Raw genomic sequence first — 19,713 nt, forward strand, 5'->3', positions numbered from 1 at the left:
CATTTTTTCTCCCACTGGGTTATCGATTGAGGAGACCCAATCTGGAAACCTGCCAGAAATCCAAAATCTAAAATCTCCTCACGGTTCGATCGCCACTTGAACTTGTAAATTCGTCAGTCCCGAAACCCGCTCGCTATCTTCAGGACTCAGGCGAATTTTTACCTCCACGACTCGTCGATCGAGGTTTTCCCCCGGCATATCGCTAAACACATCCTGCCGTTCCACCTGCAAGCCAATTTGACTCACGTCACCTTGAAGTTTCCCCGAAAAAGCCTGGGAGGTAACGGTTGCCGGTTGTCCGACGCGCACCTGTTCGATATCCGTTTGATACACTTCCGCGATCGCCACCATTTGAGAAGTTTGCCCCAACTCCACCACCCCGTTTTCCCCCAGTTGTTCGCCGGGATAGGTGTGAATTTTTAAAATTTGCCCGGAAGTGGGGGCTTTGACATAGGCTAACTCCAAATCCGATCGCACCCGATCCGCCGCCGCCATCGCCCGATTCACCTGGGTTTGGGCAAGTTGCACGTCAACCGGACGGACTTCGGCAATCCGGTTGAGGGTGGCTTCGGCTTCGTTGACTTGTTCGATGCCGGTACGGTTGATGCGGTTGAGGGTGACTTCCGCTTCGGCAAGCTGTTCGGAGGTGGTGCGGTTAATGCGGTTGAGGTTGGCTTGGGCCTCGGCAAGCTGTTCGGAGGCAGTGCGATTGATGCGGTTGAGGTTGGCTTGGGCTTCGGCGAGTTCCTGGCGGCGAGTTGCGAAATCTAACTGCTTGCTATCGAACAGCGATCGCGAAATTGCCCCATCCCGATACAACTGTTGATGGCGATCGTACTCGGCATCGGCGTTTTTGAGTTCTGCACGGATGCGATCGATGGTGGCTTCTTGGGCGGTGCGTTCTCCCTCCCATTGCGCCTCGATGCGATCGATTTGCGCTTCGGCGGCGATTCGTTCTCCCTCCCATTGCGCCTCGATGCGACCGATCTTAGCTTTCTGCGCCGCTTCGTCTCCCTCCCACTGGGCGGCGATCCGATCGATTTGGGCCACTTGCGCGTTAATTTCCCCGGTTTTTGCCCCGGCTTCCACTTGGGCGAGTTGCGCCTGGGCAACCCTAACCTCTTCTTCGGCTTCGTCGAGTTGGGCTTGCAGGCGTTGGGCGGAATCGAGGATGGCAACGATCTGTCCGGCTGCGACAAAATCCCCTTCTTCGATGAGGAGTTCGGCAACTCGATCGTCGCGCAACATCACCGAGGCGGCCAGATTAATAGCTTCCCCAACCGGTTCGAGTCGTCCCAATGCCGAGATTTTTCGCTCGAGGGGGGCAGCTTCGGGGACTTCTTGAGTTTGCCCGATACCGCTAAATTCAGAGATGCTGTAGAAAACCGTTGCCCCGGAGACGACGGTGGCAGCAACGACGAGGACGGCAATCCAGCGAGGAGTGGGTTTGGATAGGACTTCTAGCATCACGACAATGGTTAATGGCTAATTGGCTGTGGGCGGTAGGGTGTGGGGGAAGAGAATTAAAAATTAAAAATTTACACTCCCTCTCTCCCCCTCTCCTCATCTCCCCACCTCCACCGAATTCGATCGAATATAAGTTTCGAGCAGTTGACCGAGAAATTTGCCCTGGGCGGCGAGGGAGACGCACTCTCCGGTCATCAACCGCCGAAATATCAAGCCATCGAGCCAGGCAAGGACAAACGCGGGGAGGGCGGGATCGATGTTTTCCAACCCTAAGTACTTCATAAATGCGTCTTCGTACCGGCGAACGATTTTCTGAAACAGAGGATTGTACTCGGGTTTGTTCTTCTCTTGCTGCTGGAGGTAGTCCATCAGAATCAGAAATTCTTTGCGGATGTAGTCTTCGTGTTGGGCGCAAAACTCGATTAGGGTTTCGATTTTTGCACTCACGGTGGGCGGACTCGGACTTTTCAATTCGGCGAGCAAACCGAACTCGGACGTATCGTAGGCGCTGAGGTATTCCATCAACTGCTCGAAAATACTCTCTTTGCTGGGGAAGTAGTGGTACAGCGTCCCGGTGGAAACTCCCAACCCCGTGGCAATCTGCCGCATGGTGATGGAACCGTAGCCCCGTTCGGCAAATAGATCGAAGCATTGGCGCAGGAGTTCTTCTCGGTAGGCTTCGCGATCGACGATTTTCGGCATCCGTGACAACATGAATATCGAACGTTCGATATAGTAAAACCGCTACAGACCTAGAAAAACTAAGTGGTTGGGTGTTGAAAACAATTTATATCGAACGGTTGTTATACATTAATAATAATATGGAAATCCCTCGGTGTAAAGCGCCAAGAGTCCCGTCCCATTCAGTCGTCAGCCATCAGGACTTCTAGTAACCGGCGGAGTCACCGAGGGTGGAAACTCCGGCTCTCGAAGGCGTTTGAAGGCGAGTAAGGTAATATCGTCGTAGACTTTTTGCGCGCCGATGTGTTGGCGCACATCCTCAACAATCGCCGTGACCAGTTCCCCCGTTCTCCCGTGACGGCACTTGTCGATAACCTGGCACAGACGCTCGATACCGTAGAGTTGACCCTGTTGATTTTCCGCTTCGGTAATGCCATCGGTGTAGAGAACCACCACATCGCCGATTTGGAGTTGGATGCGTTTGCGATCGATAAACTCGGCGATATCCGTATCCAGACCGATGGGAAACCCCAAATCGATCGTGTCGATGCGTTCGATGCCCTCGGCCCGGACGATGAGGACTTGTTCGTGCTGTCCGCTCAGTTGCAGAATCCCATCGCGATAGTCGAGCAAACACAAGGTTGCATCTTTGTCGCATTGCATTCGCCGCACGTTTTGATAGATGGTGCGATTGATGGCATCCAAAAACCGGGTGGGATCGGTTTCGTCATTCTCCAATAGGGTACGCACGGCCGTTTGCATCATAATCGCCAACACCCCGCTTTCCAAGCCATGTCCGGCCACATCGCCGATGCCAATTTTGACGAAATTGCGACCGACGAGTACATCGTAGTAATCGCCCCCCACTTCGTCTGCCGGTTCCATATAGGTGGCGATTTCCAAGCCGCCAATTTGCTGCAATTCCACCTCCGTCGGCAGAAGCATTCTTTGCAGCTTGCGGGCGACGTTGACTTCAGTGCGCAGATGGCGGTTGAGGGCTTCGGTTTCTAACGTTCGGCGGACGGCGGCGTGGATGTAGTTGGTGACGAGGGTGGTCGAAAGAATGCCGATGGCAAACGTCGTCCCCACCCGCCAGGCGATCGCCTTCAGGTTCGAGTGGGGTAAGATTAGCAGCGACCATTCTCGATCGGCGACGTTGAGGGTGCGAATGCAAGTGCTGCCGTCGCGACTGAAGGGGCAGTAGCGCACGTGGCGGCTGGCACGGATTCCCGAGGAAATCGGCGGCACTCGAGACCGATCTTTTAGAAGTTGCCGTTCTTGGGCGTTGTAGAACACCAGAAGTTTTTTAGCGGCTGCGTCCGTTTGCTTGAGTAAAGAAGAGTCGAGTTGGTCTACGGGCATTCCGTAAAGGTAGAAATTGAGCGACTCGATATTGAGGGCTCCCAAGCTACCTTCGAGGAGTTCCCGAAGCTGATAGGTTCCGTAGACAATCCCTTCAAACGAAGTATCCTTGGGGTCGATCGCGTTATTGGAGCGGTGGATGGGGTCGTAGAGGGTGAAGGTGTAATCCCCATCTTTCCAAATCGGGGGAGTGGCGACGGCGATGTTGTAGATACTGGCTTTTTCGATCGCCCGTTGGTGGATGGGATGGGTGAGGAGATCGAGCGATGGGGAATTTTCGGGCACGGCGTAGGTTCTCGAAAATCCCTCGGGCGCAATTTCTTCCCCAGAAGCCCCTGGAACCGGTGCCACCCACCCCAGCTCGAAAATACTCGGATGCCGGGGGAGAAAGGCGCTGACAAATTTCTCAAATTTCGTCGGAGTCACCTCTGGAACCACTTCAAACAGCCGTCCCGTTGCTCGCGTCACTTGCAAAGACTCGTCGATCGTTTGTTGCAAGGCAACCACCAGACTATTGGCACGTTGGGGAAATTGCTCTTCAACTCGTTTTAATTCCCACTGCCACACGAAAAAACTTGCTAAGCCCGATAGGGTTAATCCCGCAGTTAGACTCAGCCAAACGGGGAGGTATGGTTTCACTCCAGTCGGGCCCTTACGATCGGATTATTTTTCGATCGTAACATACTGTTAGGAGCCATTCTCAATTAGAGGTTAGTGCTTTTTTCTCAACGCATAGAGGCGATCGATTCTCAAAAAGGGAAGATGGATGGATGAATTTGGGATGACATTGCAACGATCGAAATATTTTTACGCAATGAAAGCCAGCTCAAACGTCAGGATTCAGGTGCGGGAAGTTTGACAAAAAGCTGATGGGGTGTGCATCGAGAAAAACCTCACCAGTACGAAAACTGCGATAGGAGAGAGGAAATAGGGAATCGGTGGGGGGAAATTCAGAAATGTTGAATGATAAATTTTCAAGGGTTCGGGAGCGAGCATGAGTGCGAAATTTATACTTCTCAGTTCGTTTTTGTTGGGTGGCGTTAAAATTTAATTAACTATCAATTCGCTCTAAACCTCAATTTTCGGTTCTCAAAAGTGAAACCGATCGAGATCGCTTGACAGTTTTTTTGACTCTTGAGCCGATACGAATTGTAATCTCAGGATTCAGCTCGAACATGACTGGAGAGCCAAATCTATCCCGATCGGGAAACTGTAGCATTGAAATTTGGAAATGAAATCTTGGTCGTGTCGATCTGATGCTCACCTTGGGGAAAGAGCAGGGTGTGGATTAGACGATTGGCTGCTGTCTTTGAATCTTTGACCTAAATAAGCCGGACGAGTTTAAAGTGTAAATTTAAACTGACTCGCAGGCTAAAGACGATCGATATCTGGCTCAGTCAACAGAACCCCGAGCCAAAAAATGCTGACCTATTTTCTTCAAAAACCATTTTGCTTCGCGTTACATATCGCGAAGTGATTCCTCGTGCCGCTACATAGAATTAAAAAGGCACGCATTCAGCATTTGAGATTCAATTAATTGAATCAAAAAAAATCAGCAAAAAATAAAATTCAAAACACTATAACTTAGATTTTCGGGAGGAATTATATCGTGTTAGTTAATATTATGACGGGAAGCGAACAAGATATAGGTTATGGAACCCTCAACGATGATGCGATCGTCTTCAATCAACTGCCGCTAGAACAGTTGGGACTCTTTGCCGGTTCTCCCGGTGTCGATTCGATTATTCTATTTGGCGGCAACGATTTAGCTGTGGATGACGATGGTTCCCGCGCCTACTTCGGCAATGCGGGAAACGATCGGTTTTTCGGCAATGGTGGAGCCGATACGATCGCTGCCGGACGAGATAACGATACCGTCGAGGGGGGAGAAGGAGATGACGCGCTTTTCGGGAATATCGGCAACGACATCGTTCGCGGTGGCGATGGCAATGACTTGATGTTCGGCGGTCAAAATGAAGATCGGTTGTTTGGCGATGCCGGAAACGATACTTTGCTCGGCGATCTTGGGAGCGATACCCTCGAAGGAGGAGACGGGAACGATAGCTTAATCGGCGGTGCTGGACTTGACGTACTCGTGGGCGGTGGCGGTGCTGATGTCTTTACCATCGAGCGTAACAACAGCAACAATACCATCACCGATTTTAATGAAGCCCAGGGAGATACCCTTGCCTTTAGCGGTTTAACCGAAGCTGATGTTACCTTCAGCTTCGACGGAACCAATACGATCGTCACCGACAACCTCACCAACGCCCCCGTTGCGGTGATTTTGGGCGTAGACTTAACAGAAGCCCCCACAGACATTTTCACCCCGATTGTTGCTGGCACTGCCTCCGAGGATGGTCCCTCCGGGGTTAGCATCGAACCCGTAGGTGGTTGGGGTAGCAACACTTCCGATCGAATTACCCCTGTCAATAACACCGGCTGGGTCGGAGAATCCGAGAGCGTGCAAATTACCAACGGAACTCTCACTTTAGAGAAAACGGCAACGCGACTGGAACTTGTCACCTTGCGGTTGCCAGATGATGCCCCGATCGGGTTCGAGCGTCTCGCCTATTTTACCCCCGTCACCGGAGATAGCGTCGAGATTAGTTTCGATCTCGAGGAAAGCACGCAAAAAGAAGCCACCCTCTTCATTTTGCCCGAGAACGTTTTGACCAGTGACCTCGAAGAGCTGCCCAGCGCCGAGTTTAATGGGAATTTTGGTTCGACGGTTTCCTTCAGCATCATCGGCGATATGGGAATTGTGGCGCTGAACTTGGTAGATGATGAGAACGACAATACTGACAATGACGCTTCTCTCTCGATCGCCCTGGGTTTGGGATTGCGTCCTCTTGCCGAGTCCTTCGTTGCCGGTGGAACGGCATTATTTGCGATCGACCCTACCGCTAGCGATACGGCGGAATTTCCCATTATCGATCTCGATTAAGTTGGGTTTTCAAACGTCCACATATCGTTTGACTGTCCAAACAACAAGAAAAAGGTGGGGAAATTCCCCACCCTTACAGAACTTATTCCGTACCTTCAATCGGTGCAAAACCCTGACGCTGGATGTTCTCCGTTATCGTCCGGGGTTCGAGGAACTGCAACACGTAATCCGGACCGCCGGCTTTGGAACCGACACCGGATAACTTAAATCCGCCGAAGGGTTGGCGGGAGACGATCGCCCCGGTAATCCCTCGGTTGATATAAAGGTTGCCCACTTCAAACTCGTCCATCGCCCGATCGATATGGGAGGGAGTCCGGGAATACAATCCCCCCGTTAGGGCGTAGTTGGTGCCGTTGGCAACCTCTAAGGCTTCATCGAAATCTTTTACTTTAATCACCGCCAACACCGGCCCGAAGATTTCCTCCTGGGCGATGGTGTCATCGGGCTTCACATCGGTAAACACCACCGGTCCGACAAAGTAACCCGGTTCTGGCGACGGCATTTCGATCGCCACCGTAGACTCTGCCTTCCCTTTGGCGATATACTCCCGAATGCGTTGCTGGGCGGTGGCATCGATCACCGGTCCCACTTGGGTGCTGGGTTTGGCGGCATCCCCCACGTTGAGCGATCGCACCGCTTCTACCAAACGCTCCACAAAGGTATCGTATACCGATTCAATGACGATCGCCCGCGAACAGGCAGAACATTTTTGCCCGCTATAGCTAAATGCCGACTGCACCACGCCAGCAACAGCCTGGTCTAAATCCGCACTCTCATCGACGATGACGCCATTTTTGCCCCCCATCTCGGCAATCACCCGCTTCAGGTGTTTCTGTCCCGGTTGGAGAATGGCCGCATCCCGGAAAATCTGGCATCCCACTTCCTGGGAACCGGTAAAGACGATCGTATTGATATCCGGATGCTTCACCATATGGGTTCCAACGGTAGACCCTTTGCCGGGAACGAATTGAAAGACCCCTTTGGGAATCCCCGCTTCAATGAGAATTTCCGCGAGTTTGGCCGCAATGACGCTGGAGACGGCGGCGGGTTTGATCAGGGTCGGATTCCCAGCCACCAAAGAAGCCACCGTCATCCCCGTGGGAATGGCAAAGGGGAAATTCCAGGGAGAAATTACCAAGGTAATGCCGCGCGGTTGGTAGTGGTAGCGGTTGTTTTCCCCGGCGAGATCGTAGTTGCCTTCTCCGGCGAGGCGTTCCATTTCGTCGGCGTAATAGCGGCAAAAGTCGATCGCTTCGGAGACTTCCCCATCGCACTCCCGCATCGGTTTGCCCACTTCCAGCAGCATCCATGCCACCAGTTCGTTCCGCCGCCGTTCCATAATCTCGGCTGCCTTGCGCAGAATTGCCGATCGTTCTGAGGCCGGAGTCCGCCGCCAACTCGATAATGCGGTTTTTGCCGCTTGAATGGCGCGATCGGCTAGTTCGATGTCGATTAACCCCAAAGTGCCGATAACTTCTTCGGGATTGGAGGGATTGACAGAATTGACAGTTTGTGTGGTAGAAACGTACTCGCCGTCGATGAAGGGTAAATAGGTTTTTCCTAATTCTCCCTGGACTTGTTTTAGGGTTTGCTGGGCGGTTTCGCGCAGTTGGGCATCGGCGTAATCGGTGTCGGCAGCGTTGGGGAAGACGGATTTTTCGGTTGCATCCCGCGCCGCGCCTTTATCCGCATCTAGGGAAGGGGCTGCGAGGAGTTCTTCCACCGGGCGTTCCTCCATACTTTGACGCAGGAAGGAACTGTTGGCGGTATTTTCCAGCAGGCGGCGAATGAGATAGCCCATCCCCGGTAGCAGTTCGCCGTAGGGGCAGTAGAGGCGAACCCGATGACCTCGCTTTGCCAGAACGGTTGCGAGTTTATCCCCCATGCCGTACAAGACTTGCATCTCGAAGCCGCGTTGGGGAATATTCAGGGTTTCGGCAATGGCGATCGCGCGGGCTTGGGAACGGACGTTGTGGGAACCAATGGCAGCGTATAAGTACTCGTGATTTTCCAAGAGAAGCTGCGTCATCCGCTCGAAGTTGGCATCGGTGGCTTCTTTATCGTTAAATACCGGCTGCTGCCAATCATTTTGCAGGGAGTTAATCGTTTCTTGGTCCCAGTACGCCCCTTTCACCAGCCTGACGGTGATGGGATTTCCCCGGTCTTTCGCCCAGGCGATTAAATTTTGCAAATCGTCGTAGCTATCGCGCAAATAGCCTTGCAGGGTAACGCCGATATCGGTGCGATCGCGAAACTCGTCTTCCGTTAAAATTTCTTTGAGGATTGCCAGAGTCAGGTCTTTGTACTCGTACTGTTCCATATCGAAATGGATGGCAGACCCGACTTCCTTGGCGTGGCGCAACACCGTCCGGATGCGATCGCTCACTCGCGCTTGGCTGCCCTGGGGATCGAGGGCATCGAATTGGGAGTAGAATGCCGTGAGCTTGACGGAGACTTGCACTTTGGGGAGAGGCTTGCCGTCCGCTTCGTCAATTTGCGCTACCGTCTGCCACTTCTGGGACTGTTGCGACAGGGTACTCATCAACTCCAGATAGCGATCGAGGTAAGATTGGGCTTCGGATTCGGTAATCACCGCTTCCCCGAGCAAGTCGATGGTGAACGCCATTTTATCTTTGCGCAGGCGTTCGATGGTTTTGATGACTTGTGCGATGCTTTCCCCAGAAATATATTTGTGCGCCAGGGTTTCGACACCGGTCGAGACGGTGGTGGCAGCCAGTTGTCCGGTGGCGGAGTTCCCCCCGCTAAATCCGATCAGTTTTTTCAGGGGGTCGGGTAGTTCTACTTCCTCGGCGGTGAGGTATTCCTGGAGGTGGCGGGCAACTTCTGCTTTGCTGCGCAGGGCGGGCAAACAGTCGATGAAGCGAAACAGTTGCACCCGCAGACCGGGATTGCTCATCGCCCAGTCGAGCAGCTTGTCGTCCCATTGCATCCGATCGCGCATTTGGGCAAGGAACGAACCTTTGGATTGGGTTGCCGCGAGCAGTTCTCGGGCAATTTCTTGGGTTTTTGCCTCGTAAGGGCAGGTTTTAGGGGCCTGTGCGACCACGATCGATACACTCCGAATGTGACTAGGGTTAAAGAGTCGAACTCCTCATTGTAGTCGATCTATTTGAGTGGGTTGCCACTGTTGCGCTGGGAGAACCGATGCATCGATCGCAAGAAGCACGAAAACCGACGAGGGTTATATTTTGTAGCGATTGTTACTAAAATTCCGTTTTGAAGCCGAAATCTGACTCAACATTGGGGCAAATTCGGGGGATTTTTGCACGAGTTTACAGGGGTTTCAGGCTGTGGTAGAGTTTAAATTATAGGCGTAGCCATACTTATTTTTAGTACAAAAAACAAAATGCAACAAGTGCGAACACCGACCGGGGTTTGCTATTTCGTAGCTATTGTTACCAAAATTCCGTCTCGAAGCCAAAATCAATCCCCAAATCGAGGGAATTTTGGAGATTTAGAGAACGAGTTTACAAGGGTTTTGGGTCGTGATAAGGTACATCTAAGTGCGTAGCCATATTTACTTTTCGTTCAAAAATCAAATATTTGGAATTTTATGCCGTTGCAAACCCAGTGAACTGTCGCATAAATGGCGATCGAAATGCCAAGACGATATCGGATTTTGGAACGCCAAATTTGAGCAATTCCGAGGCAATTCCATCTTCGGTAAAATCTTGGTGAATCCAAAATTTTCCATCTTTAATATCCACGTGAATGGAGCAACCGTAAAGGGGAGTTTCATCCTCCCAGCCGACATAAACGAGTAAGTAATGGTGGTTGGTGGTATCGCAAATTGCTTGAGCTTCAGAGCGATCGTTAATGGCGCGATGGCTTTGATGTTTCTTGAGAATTTGCTGGATGATTTCAGCGTAGTTTAATCTTTCCATAATGCAATTTCCTCTCTCTGGGAATCGAAGACAATCAGTTTTATGTGATATTCTCGAACAACTTCTTGAATAAAAGAGTCGGAAAAGAATTGATTGTAGATGTCTGTGGGAATGGCTAGGTATAAAATTCTCTCGGGTTCTAATTTATTTAAGGCGACGCGATAGTTCAGAAACTGACCGATTGCAGTATGAAACTCAGAAATCGCGGATAGACCGAGGAAGCTTTTGACCTCAACGGCAATTTTTTGACCTTCCTTCTGGGCTGACAGTAGTTTTTCTGCGGCTAAGTCGATGTACATTTCTACTTTGGGACTGAGCTTGAGATGCAAAGGGTCTTGAGTAATAACCCAGTTTTGTTTCTCTAAACCAACCCGAACGGCATCATGAAAGATATCTTTAGCTGGCATATCTTATCGAGGATTTAGACTGACGGTTCGATCGAACTATTTCCTATTATAAATATTGAGTATGAGACATCTAAGCATTCACTTTTTAGGTAAGCTTAAATAACTAAGACTTGCTGATGGCTGACAGCTAGTAGCTGAATGCTTATATTATATTAAATCTTCAAAAAATTCTGTAAGCTTTATATGCTATACTTCACAAGTCTGGACGCGAGAGAAGATACCCCAGAAGACGAACCGAAGACGAATCAAAAGACCCAGAATAATCCCACACCACCAAAGGATTGATGTGGTATGAGGGCAGGTGTCCTCTATTTGATGCGATCGTAAAGTTATAGTCGTTGTAGTACAACCAGTCTCCTTTCCTGCGCCAACCCACAAGATCGGCAAACCTGACATAACTCTTATAGTCATCATACAGCCCTGGCTTTCCCCCGCACTCGATCCAAATTTCTTTTTGGACGGAAAAGCCGAAATGCCCGTTCGAGTACTTTATCCAAAGTTCGTTCAGGGTGCGGAGGTCTTCGCAGAGAAAATTCTCGATGTCTTCAATATTCAACCACTGTCCTTCCTCTTTTCCTGCCGTTTGCAACATCAAACGAGCAGTTTCTTCATCCGCTTTTTGCCATTCTCCTTGTTTGAGATAATCTTCTAACTGCGCAGAGCGTAAATATCGCACTCTCGACGCTAACTCCTCTAATTCTTGAGCAACTTCCGGACTCACCTTTCGAGGCGATTCCTTCAAACAGTCGTATGCCAAAGCCACCGCCTCGCGAGTTCCCACACCGCATAACTGTCGAACTAGATGAGTGAGTTGATGAGTCGAAACTTGGGCGGCGTAGAGCAAAATCGTTTCTTTCCACCACGGTTTTTGCCAGTGTTCCAGCAGCAAACTTTCTTGCTTGAGTTCCTGAATTTCTCGCGCCGCTAAATATCCCTGAAAACTGAGATGCGCGAATTCATACCGAACATCTCGCTTCACTAACAACTCGCTCACTTGTTCGATTTGCTGGAGAAACTTTTTGGGTTCGACAGACTCATTCAACGCACTCAGAGAACTTTTCAATTGTGCCAGCAACGGTTTTCTTTCAATATTTGGCTGATTTTCCTGCACCATCGCCAGCGCTAACTGTTGCAAAATCTTTTGGCTATCTTCTGCCGATAAAAGTAAATTGATTTGTTTAACCAGGGGACGATCGCCCAACTGTAATCTAAAAATTTCTCGATAGAGTTCGGCACGTCGTTGGGGGAGCTGAATCGCGCGGGATGGATCGACAGGGTCGCTGGGGGCGTAGCTGTGTAAATTGACGATCGTACTCAGCAATAATGGATTTTTTGCCAAGTCGTGAAGTTCTCCCCGTTCCCGAATTTGCGTCATCAGACTTGCCGCTTTTTGGGTTGCCAGTTGCTTCACCCTCGGATGCTTCGGTTCGGCGCTGTAGTGACGTTCCCGACACAAATACCAACACCGAACAAATCGTTCTTGCTGGTCGTCGTTAAAAGGTTTGACAAAAACAGAATTCGGCTTATGTTCTGCAGCGTAGTTCTTGTATCCTCCCGGACGAGAGGTGAGGGTGAAAAAGGATTGGGGATAAGCTTCCATCTGCTGGGCAATCCACCGACTCATCGGCTTTTGCCACGCTTCTCGCACTTCATCGAACCCATCGAACATCACCAGCATTTTGCCCTGGCGCAGTTGCTGTTTTGCCCAGTTGGGTGGTAACTTCAGGTCTTTTCCCCCGGATAAATTGGGAATATGATGCTTTTCGATGAGGGTTGGCAAATCCAGCTTTTTCGTTTTGGCGATCGTCTCTTGCCACCGCCGCAAATAGAGCAAAACCGGGAGCAACTTCGGCGCGGATGCAATCTGCCGGGGTTGGCGTTTTTGAGTATACAAATAGGTGATATGGCGCAATAGCGTCGTTTTCCCATATCCTCCCCAAGCCAGAATTGCCAAGGAACGATACGCGGAATTTCGCTTCCCCCGTTCGAGGAGATTCCAAATTCGCAACCCCTCCCCACTCGCTAGTCGTTCGACAAGTTGCTTATCCCGTTTCAACCCTGGCGGCATGGGTAATGTTTCCCCATCCACATTCCGAAAAAAATCACCGCTCAACTCCAACGGCACGAAAACATCTTTTAGCAGGGGTTTAAAGGTACTCGTCAAGCCTTCCGTGGCGTAATCTCGGCAAGCATTTCCCTGGCATTGCAAGTATTTCCCTTCCGTTCCCGCCAGTTGCCAGCGAATCGCTTCATCGAGGTTCTCCTTCCACCCCACTAACGCATCCACATCCTCTTTACCCCGTTTCGCTGCCACTTCTCCCAATTGGTTCAAAAAACCATCGGTATATTTCCCCCAGAAAACCGTGACGATGGTAACGGGAAACATGAATAGCGCCATCAGCCACTCTTGCTCTCGCAAAAAGGAAATTAATAAGCTGCCACTACCACCAAGGGGCATCCATTGAATTAAAGCTTGTGCCGTACCCGAAAGATACTGACGTGCAACTTTGCGTTGCGGTTCAAAAGAAGGGGTAGGAGATGAGTTGGAGGAAGATTCGGATTGAGAAGGTTCTGAATTGGATGGTTCGTTTTCGGGGTTTTTGGTTTCGGCATTCTCGTTCTCGGCGTTTTCGGTTGTGGAATTTTCGCTTTTGAGATTCTCGTTTTCGGGCATCGGTGTCGTTTCCCGTTGAGTATGCGGCAATTTGACCGTATTTTAGCAACTGCGATCGAGAGCAGTTCGATCGTTTAGAATTGTTTGAGAATCGAGAGCGCGATCGCCCCTGAAAACATCCAAAAAACAAAAGTCAAACGCGAACGATCGGCCTCTTTTCAATCTCACCCCTTTCCGACAATTTGGCAAAGACGAAATCGCCTCCACGTTGTACGATTTCTGTCCGCGTTGCTCAATAGTCGAACTCGCTTGCTTCGATTCGATCGTGCGTGACGATTTCTGACCCGATCGCGACATCGACCTCCTCGTTACCTGGAAACCGAACAGCCGCTGGATGTTATAGCCGTCGCCACTCCAGTTAGGACAAGGACACTCCTGCATTTTCTTCGGGGTCTTTCTCCCCCAGCTCCCCCCGCTTCCCCAGCTCACCCTAACGATGTCCTAATTGGAAGGCGCGGTTGCTATACTTTGGCATCGGCAACATGTGCGCGACATCCCTTGGGCTGAACTTTCGGCGCAATTTCCAAAATCAGTCTCACCGTCAAGTCATTGTGAGACAGAGAACCCCCCGTCATCGCCACCACTGCCCCATCGATGAATTCGTGGCGGATATCCTGAGTGGCTTCCCATGCCAAGTACTCAGTTTCGGTTAGGGGGCGATCGCAATGGGCTGCATCCATTAGAATCGATGTTTTCGTTCTGGCGAATGGTCTCATTATATGGTTAATTACCCGGAGCTGATATAGCACTACGCAAATTAGTTAGGACATTTATAAATCCTGAAACTATCTGAGAGTCTACTGTTCCCCGTTCCCCGTTCTCTGTTCCCGCTTCGCGTAGCGCTATATCAAACAAGATCCGTAAAAGCACCGAGCATCATCTGTGTATTCTCACGCAAGCCAATTTTATCGAATTCTTAAACCCCGGAAGAATGCATATTTTTTCAGCCTTTAAGGGCAATTTCGCCTCGAAAATCAGGGCATTTTTGGCGATCCGGACGATCGAAAGTAAAGTTTTAGTGAAGCAGCTTCTAAACGATTGAAGCCCAAAAAAAAGGTGGTATAACAGAGTGTACGTCTGACAGGTAAATAAAACGCAATAAGTGTGAAGCGTTTGTAAGTGAAACGAGTCTTTGTTACAGTCTCTTAACTTTAAGACCGTACAGACCTCTTGCGCGATCGGTCAGATAACTGACCGAAGTCCGTCATCAAATCTTCTGTATTTTGTGTGGGTGCAGCTATTACGAATGGTGCATTTTATCGTCTTTCTATGACGCACAGTTTGTGTCGGCATCGATCGACGGAAGGCGGAATAATATCGATTCCAGTCTGCTGAGTTAGTTTAGGATGATGATGCTGAGTCTATTGCTTGCAACACTCGTGTAAAATTCGTTGGCATTCAACGCGATCGCCCTTGCTTTTTTGAAAATCTAGAATCACTCGAGCGCTCGATCGTCAAGCCAACTTTGGTCAAAGCCATAACAACGTAATTGTGACATAGAACTTATCCTCTGACCGGTTTTTGCCATCCGAATTTAGATAATCGTCTGGATGCTAACACTTGAACGAACAGCCCGATTACTATGGAAATTTACGCAAATCACGAAAAAGCAGTCATTTCATAGGTCAAAAGGATATCGATTAAAAATAAGACTCGGGATGACGCTTTAGAGGTCAGTTCTCGTTCTTAAAAGTGCCTAAAACGGTCCACTGTTGACCTCTGTATAAATTTATCGATCGAGTTCAAGATTCGATCGCAATTGCTCCAAACTCTGTCTAAACAGATCCCTTGCGTAGGCTGCGCGATCTTATCCTTTTATCTCTATTGCCATCAGCAAGGGAGTTCCTTTTCAGCGAAATAATTATCAAACGCGATCGTCAATGCTCGATCGTCATAATCTCGATCGTATAAATTGATGTTTCGATCGAGTATCAACCATCTCAATCGAAACATCCATAATTCGGGCTAGCTTCAAGGCGAACGAATGATTCGATCGGGTAATTTTCGCAAACGACGTTAAAGTCTGTTGTTGACCGTTCGTGCTGCGTAAAATCATGGAAAGTCCCTAAATTTTTCGATCGATTTTTCTTGTTAAGAAATGTAAAAAACGAGCGTAATTTGCGTAAAACTATTGGTGATTCGCGAGAACTTAACAACACCAAAGTGAAGTTTCAGCAAAAACCTGCATAAGTTTGATATTCCTCAGACCTATTCAGTAGGAGAGACCCTAAATAACTTGAGTGAATAAAGAGATAACCCAGGTCGTCACCCCCTGATTGAAACCCACTATCATCTACCAATCCAGGACATCATCATGACTCTTGCGATCGACAGAATCAACCCAGCCTCGAGCTGTCCGAGTCAGCATCCTTTACTCGGTGAAGGTTTGTCGGGACATCACCCAACCCATCAATTTGAGTCCCAAATTCGGGCGAATTCCCCGGCGTTTCTGGCCCATCATTGCGTTTACAACTCCGCAATTTTCCCCGCCGCAGCCTACCTAGAAATGGCTTTAGCCGTCGGAACGTCCGTATTTTCTGGCAATACGACGGGGCAAACCATCGAAGATTTTGTCATTCATCAAGCCTTGATGCTCCCGGAAGACGAACCCCAAACCGTTGGCTTCCATTACACGCCCCAGGGAACTGACGCGGCATCCTTCCAAGTCACCAGTGGGGATGATGGGACAGTGCACGCCTCGGGTAAGCTGACCCCAACGACAACGATTCCGACCACAACGAATTTAGCGCAACAAGCCCAAAACCTAAAGATTGCTTCCGTTGCAGACTACTACAATAGCTGTCGCGAACGGGGCATCGACTACGGTACGAGTTTTCAGGTTATCGAAGAACTGTGGGCGCAAGATGGGGAAGCATTAGCTCGGATTCAACTACAAGAAGCTGCGATATTCAATATTGAAAATTATTTAGCGCATCCTATTTTAATCGATACGGGTTTCCAAGTGTTGTGGGCTGCTCTACCGATCGCTTTACGGGGTGAAACATATTTACCGGTTGGTATCGAACGCTTGAGTTGCTACCGTTCCCTACCGGCACGGCTGTGGAGTCACGCCCGCATTCGCCCCACCACAGAGTCGAGTACAGAAGCAAATCCGCAAAGATTAGTTGCCGATATTTACCTATTCGACGAGGGCGGTGAAGTTGCGATCGAAATGGTCGGCGTTTTCATCGAACGGGTGAATGGAAAGCGTCTAAATCGTCCTCCAAACTCCACCATAGCCGTGACAGCTACATTTACCGCAGAGCCGGTAGAGAAACCTTTAGAATTTTGGAGCAACGAACTCGATCGCCCCTCCTCGATTCAGTTCGCGCCTTACAACCAGGTGTTCCAAACATTGCTCGACCCCAGTAGCGTTCTCAACCAAAATACCGATGGCACGAACGTGGTGTTGTTGCGTCTGGAAGATTGGGGACGACCCGATCGCCCTTCGCTGCCCACAGTGGATGAAGCGCGCAAAGCCGAAGTTTTCGGGAACCAGCCCCGCCATACCCTCGCCGACGGTGTGGAAATCGCCCACCTGAATCGCTACGAAACCGACTACTTATATAAAGAGATTTTCCTCGATCGGGCTTATTTGCGAAACGGCATTACCCTCGCCGACGATGCCTGCGTCATCGACATCGGCGCCAATATCGGTTTGTTCGGCCTCTTCGTCCAACGCCAAGCCCCCAACGCCCGCATCTACGCCTTCGAACCCGCCCCCCACACCTTCGAGCGATTGCAAAGCAATCTCGCCTTGTATTGTAAAGGGGCAAAAGCCTTCAACTGCGGGTTAGCCGATCGCAATCGCACCGAAACCTTCACCTTCTATCCCAACTCCTCCGTCTTTTCCGGATTCTTCGCCGACAGCCACGACGACGAACAGGCGATTCGGGCGGTGGTGCTGAATATGCTGGGCAAATACAACGCCTTAGAAGGGGAAGAGTTGGAAGCCTGGGCAAACCAACTGATGGCCCGACGGCTGGATGTGGAAACCTACCAAGCACAGTTGCGCAGCCTCTCCGATGTGATTGACGCAGAAGGCATCGATCGCATCGACTTGCTCAAACTGGATGCCGAAAAAAGCGAACTGCCGGTGCTGCAAGGGATTGAAGCGCGGCACTGGCCTCTCATTCAACAAATGGTGGTGGAAGTTCACGATCGCGAAGGGCATATCATCGCCGAAGTGAAGCAACTCCTCATCGAGAAAGGATTCCACCTGCACATCGACGAGGAAACCTTACTCCACGGTTCGGGACTGTACAATATCTACGCCACTCGCCCCGGTCAAGCAACGGCCAGCGATGGCACGGATTTGGCGAAAATCGAGCAGACGGTAGACGAGTTTGCCGATGCCCTGAGTGCGGCCGCCGGACGCTCGAAAACCCCCCATGTGGTGTGCGTGTGCCCTCCCACTCCCGACGCAGACACGGCGTTTTACCAGCGGATGGAAGATCGGTTAGCCCAGCGATTGACCGCAGTAAGCGGTGCCTATTTACTCAAATCCGCCGAAGTCAATCGGACCTATCCCGTCGAGGATTACTACGATGCCCACGGAGATGAATTCGGTCGGGTTCCCTATACCCCCGCCTTCTTCACCGCCCTGGGAACGGCAATCGCTCGGAAAATCCACACCTTGCAAAGCGCCCCCTACAAAGTGGTGGTTCTCGATTGCGACAATACCCTGTGGAAAGGGGTTTGTGGGGAGGATGGCGCCCAGGGAATTGCCATCGACGGGGAGTATCGGGCATTGCAAGAATTTATGGTGAACTGCGCCGATGCCGGGATGCTGCTGTGTCTGTGCAGCAAGAACGTAGAAGCGGATGTCTGGGCGGTATTCGATCGCCTCTCCGATATGCCTCTAACCCGCGATCGAATTGTCGCCGCCAAAATTAACTGGCAACCCAAATCCGAAAATCTCAAAGCCCTTGCCGCCGAGTTGAACTTGGGTCTCGATAGCTTCATCTTTATCGACGACAACCCGATCGAATGCGCCGAAGTTCAAGCCAATTGTCCGGAGGTGCTCACCTTGGAACTTCCCAGCCAAACCGAGCGCATTCCCCAATTCCTGGCCCATACCTGGGCGTTCGATCGCACCGGACGCACCCAAGAGGATGCCAAACGCGCCCAATTCTACCAGCAAAACCTGCAACGGGAAGCCTTCCGCACCGCCGTTCCCACCTTCGAGGATTTCCTAGTGCGGTTGAACTTGCAGGTTACCATCGCCCCAGTTGCCCCCGCCCAATTCCCCCGCGTCGCCCAACTCACCCACCGCACCAACCAGTTCAACTTCACCACCATTCGCCGCACGGAAGCGGACGTTCGGCAGTTGTGCGCATCTGGGGCATTGGAATGCTGGACGGTGGATTTATGCGATCGCTTTGGAGACTACGGCATCGTCGGGGCGATGCTGTTGAGCACCGGCAGCGATGCCCTCGAAGTCGATACCTTCCTCCTCAGCTGTCGCGCCCTCGGACGGGGGGTTGAGTACCGGATGCTGGCAAAACTGGGAGAACTCGCCCGCGATCGGGGGTTGAGTACCGTCCGCGTTCCCTACCAGCCAACAGCGAAAAACCAACCGGCACTATCGTTCCTAGATACCGTGGGGGAGAGTTTCAAGCAGCCTCAAGAAGAAGGATGGACGTTCCAATTCCCAGTAGAAATGGCCGCCGAGGCAACCTATCAGCCCCAGGAATCGACAACCCTCACACCTGCGGTAGCCGCCAAATCGGCTCCCGTGCAGTCCAACCCCGCCCGGCACGAGATTCTGCGCCGGATTGCCACGCAACTGGTAGATGCCCGCAGCATTCAAACTGCCATCGAAGCGCGATCGACTCGGGTCGTTTCGACGGGTACGGTTGTTGCCCCCCGCAGCACCACAGAAACGGCCATTGCCGAGATGGTGGCGAAGGTGTTGCAAGTAGACGTCGAAGGGTTGGATGTCACCGAACCGTTGAATAACTTGGGTCTGGAGTCCCTGATGGCGATCGAGTTGCGCGGCCGGGTGAAAACGGAGTTAGGGGCAGACGTGCCGATGGTGAAGTTCCTTGAAGGCTTGAGTATTGAGAGTTTGGCCGCGTTTGTGGAAGAACATCAAGCTTCGAGTATCGAGCCCGAACCCTCCGAAGACGATCTCAGCGACGACGAACTGAATGCCTTGCTCGGTGAAATGTTGTAGGTGTAAACCCCTTGTAGGGGCAAAGCATTTGGGCGATTAATTATGGATAAAACGCAAAATGTAAATTCCAAATGCTATAGCCTTCTCCTTCG

General features: G+C 50.8%; 10 protein-coding genes. 2 read left to right on the forward strand and 8 right to left on the reverse strand.

Annotated elements, in window-relative coordinates:
* Positions 1–78: 78 nt before the first annotated feature.
* The 3 genes from AC2215_RS11395 to AC2215_RS11405 all read right to left on the reverse strand — a co-directional run bounded on the left by AC2215_RS11395 (position 79) and on the right by AC2215_RS11405 (position 4,149).
* Entirely contained in the window at positions 79–1,467 is a 1,389-nt protein-coding gene (locus tag AC2215_RS11395; RefSeq protein WP_486810113.1) for an ABC exporter membrane fusion protein, read from the reverse strand.
* A 96-nt stretch (positions 1,468–1,563) separates the two neighbouring features.
* The gene (locus tag AC2215_RS11400; protein WP_486810114.1) at positions 1,564–2,181 is read right to left on the reverse strand and encodes a TetR/AcrR family transcriptional regulator; all 618 of its coding nucleotides are present in this window, start codon (positions 2,179–2,181) and stop codon (positions 1,564–1,566) included.
* A 156-nt stretch (positions 2,182–2,337) separates the two neighbouring features.
* The gene (locus AC2215_RS11405) at positions 2,338–4,149 is read right to left on the reverse strand and encodes a SpoIIE family protein phosphatase (protein WP_486810115.1); all 1,812 of its coding nucleotides are present in this window, start codon (positions 4,147–4,149) and stop codon (positions 2,338–2,340) included.
* A gap of 970 nt (positions 4,150–5,119) precedes the next feature.
* Here AC2215_RS11405 and AC2215_RS11410 point away from each other — a divergent pair.
* Positions 5,120–6,457 carry a calcium-binding protein gene (locus AC2215_RS11410; protein ID WP_486810116.1) on the forward strand — a complete coding sequence of 446 codons (1,338 nt, stop codon included), beginning with the start codon at positions 5,120–5,122 and terminating at the stop codon, positions 6,455–6,457.
* A gap of 82 nt (positions 6,458–6,539) precedes the next feature.
* On the opposite strand, the gene pruA is transcribed toward AC2215_RS11410, so the two are convergent.
* The 5 genes from pruA to AC2215_RS11435 all read right to left on the reverse strand — a co-directional run bounded on the left by pruA (position 6,540) and on the right by AC2215_RS11435 (position 14,123).
* A complete protein-coding gene (gene pruA, locus AC2215_RS11415) occupies positions 6,540–9,524 on the reverse strand; it encodes an L-glutamate gamma-semialdehyde dehydrogenase (RefSeq protein ID WP_486810117.1) in 2,985 nt (994 codons plus the stop codon).
* A 505-nt stretch (positions 9,525–10,029) separates the two neighbouring features.
* Complete coding sequence (locus AC2215_RS11420) at positions 10,030–10,362, reverse strand: element excision factor XisI family protein (protein WP_486810118.1); 333 nt, start codon at positions 10,360–10,362, stop codon at positions 10,030–10,032.
* Complete coding sequence (locus AC2215_RS11425; protein ID WP_486810119.1) at positions 10,350–10,769, reverse strand: XisH family protein; 420 nt, start codon at positions 10,767–10,769, stop codon at positions 10,350–10,352. The genes AC2215_RS11420 and AC2215_RS11425 overlap by 13 nt, the downstream gene beginning before the upstream one ends.
* A gap of 193 nt (positions 10,770–10,962) precedes the next feature.
* A complete protein-coding gene (locus AC2215_RS11430) occupies positions 10,963–13,443 on the reverse strand; it encodes a GUN4 domain-containing protein (protein ID WP_486810120.1) in 2,481 nt (826 codons plus the stop codon).
* Positions 13,444–13,904: 461 nt separating this feature from the next.
* A complete protein-coding gene (locus tag AC2215_RS11435; RefSeq protein ID WP_486810121.1) occupies positions 13,905–14,123 on the reverse strand; it encodes a Uma2 family endonuclease in 219 nt (72 codons plus the stop codon).
* 1,634 nt (positions 14,124–15,757) lie between these two features.
* On the opposite strand from AC2215_RS11435, the gene AC2215_RS11440 reads away from it, so the two are divergent.
* Entirely contained in the window at positions 15,758–19,621 is a 3,864-nt protein-coding gene (locus AC2215_RS11440; RefSeq protein ID WP_486810122.1) for an FkbM family methyltransferase, read from the forward strand.
* Positions 19,622–19,713: the final 92 nt, after the last annotated feature.

The organism is Zarconia sp. (assembly GCF_057467645.1).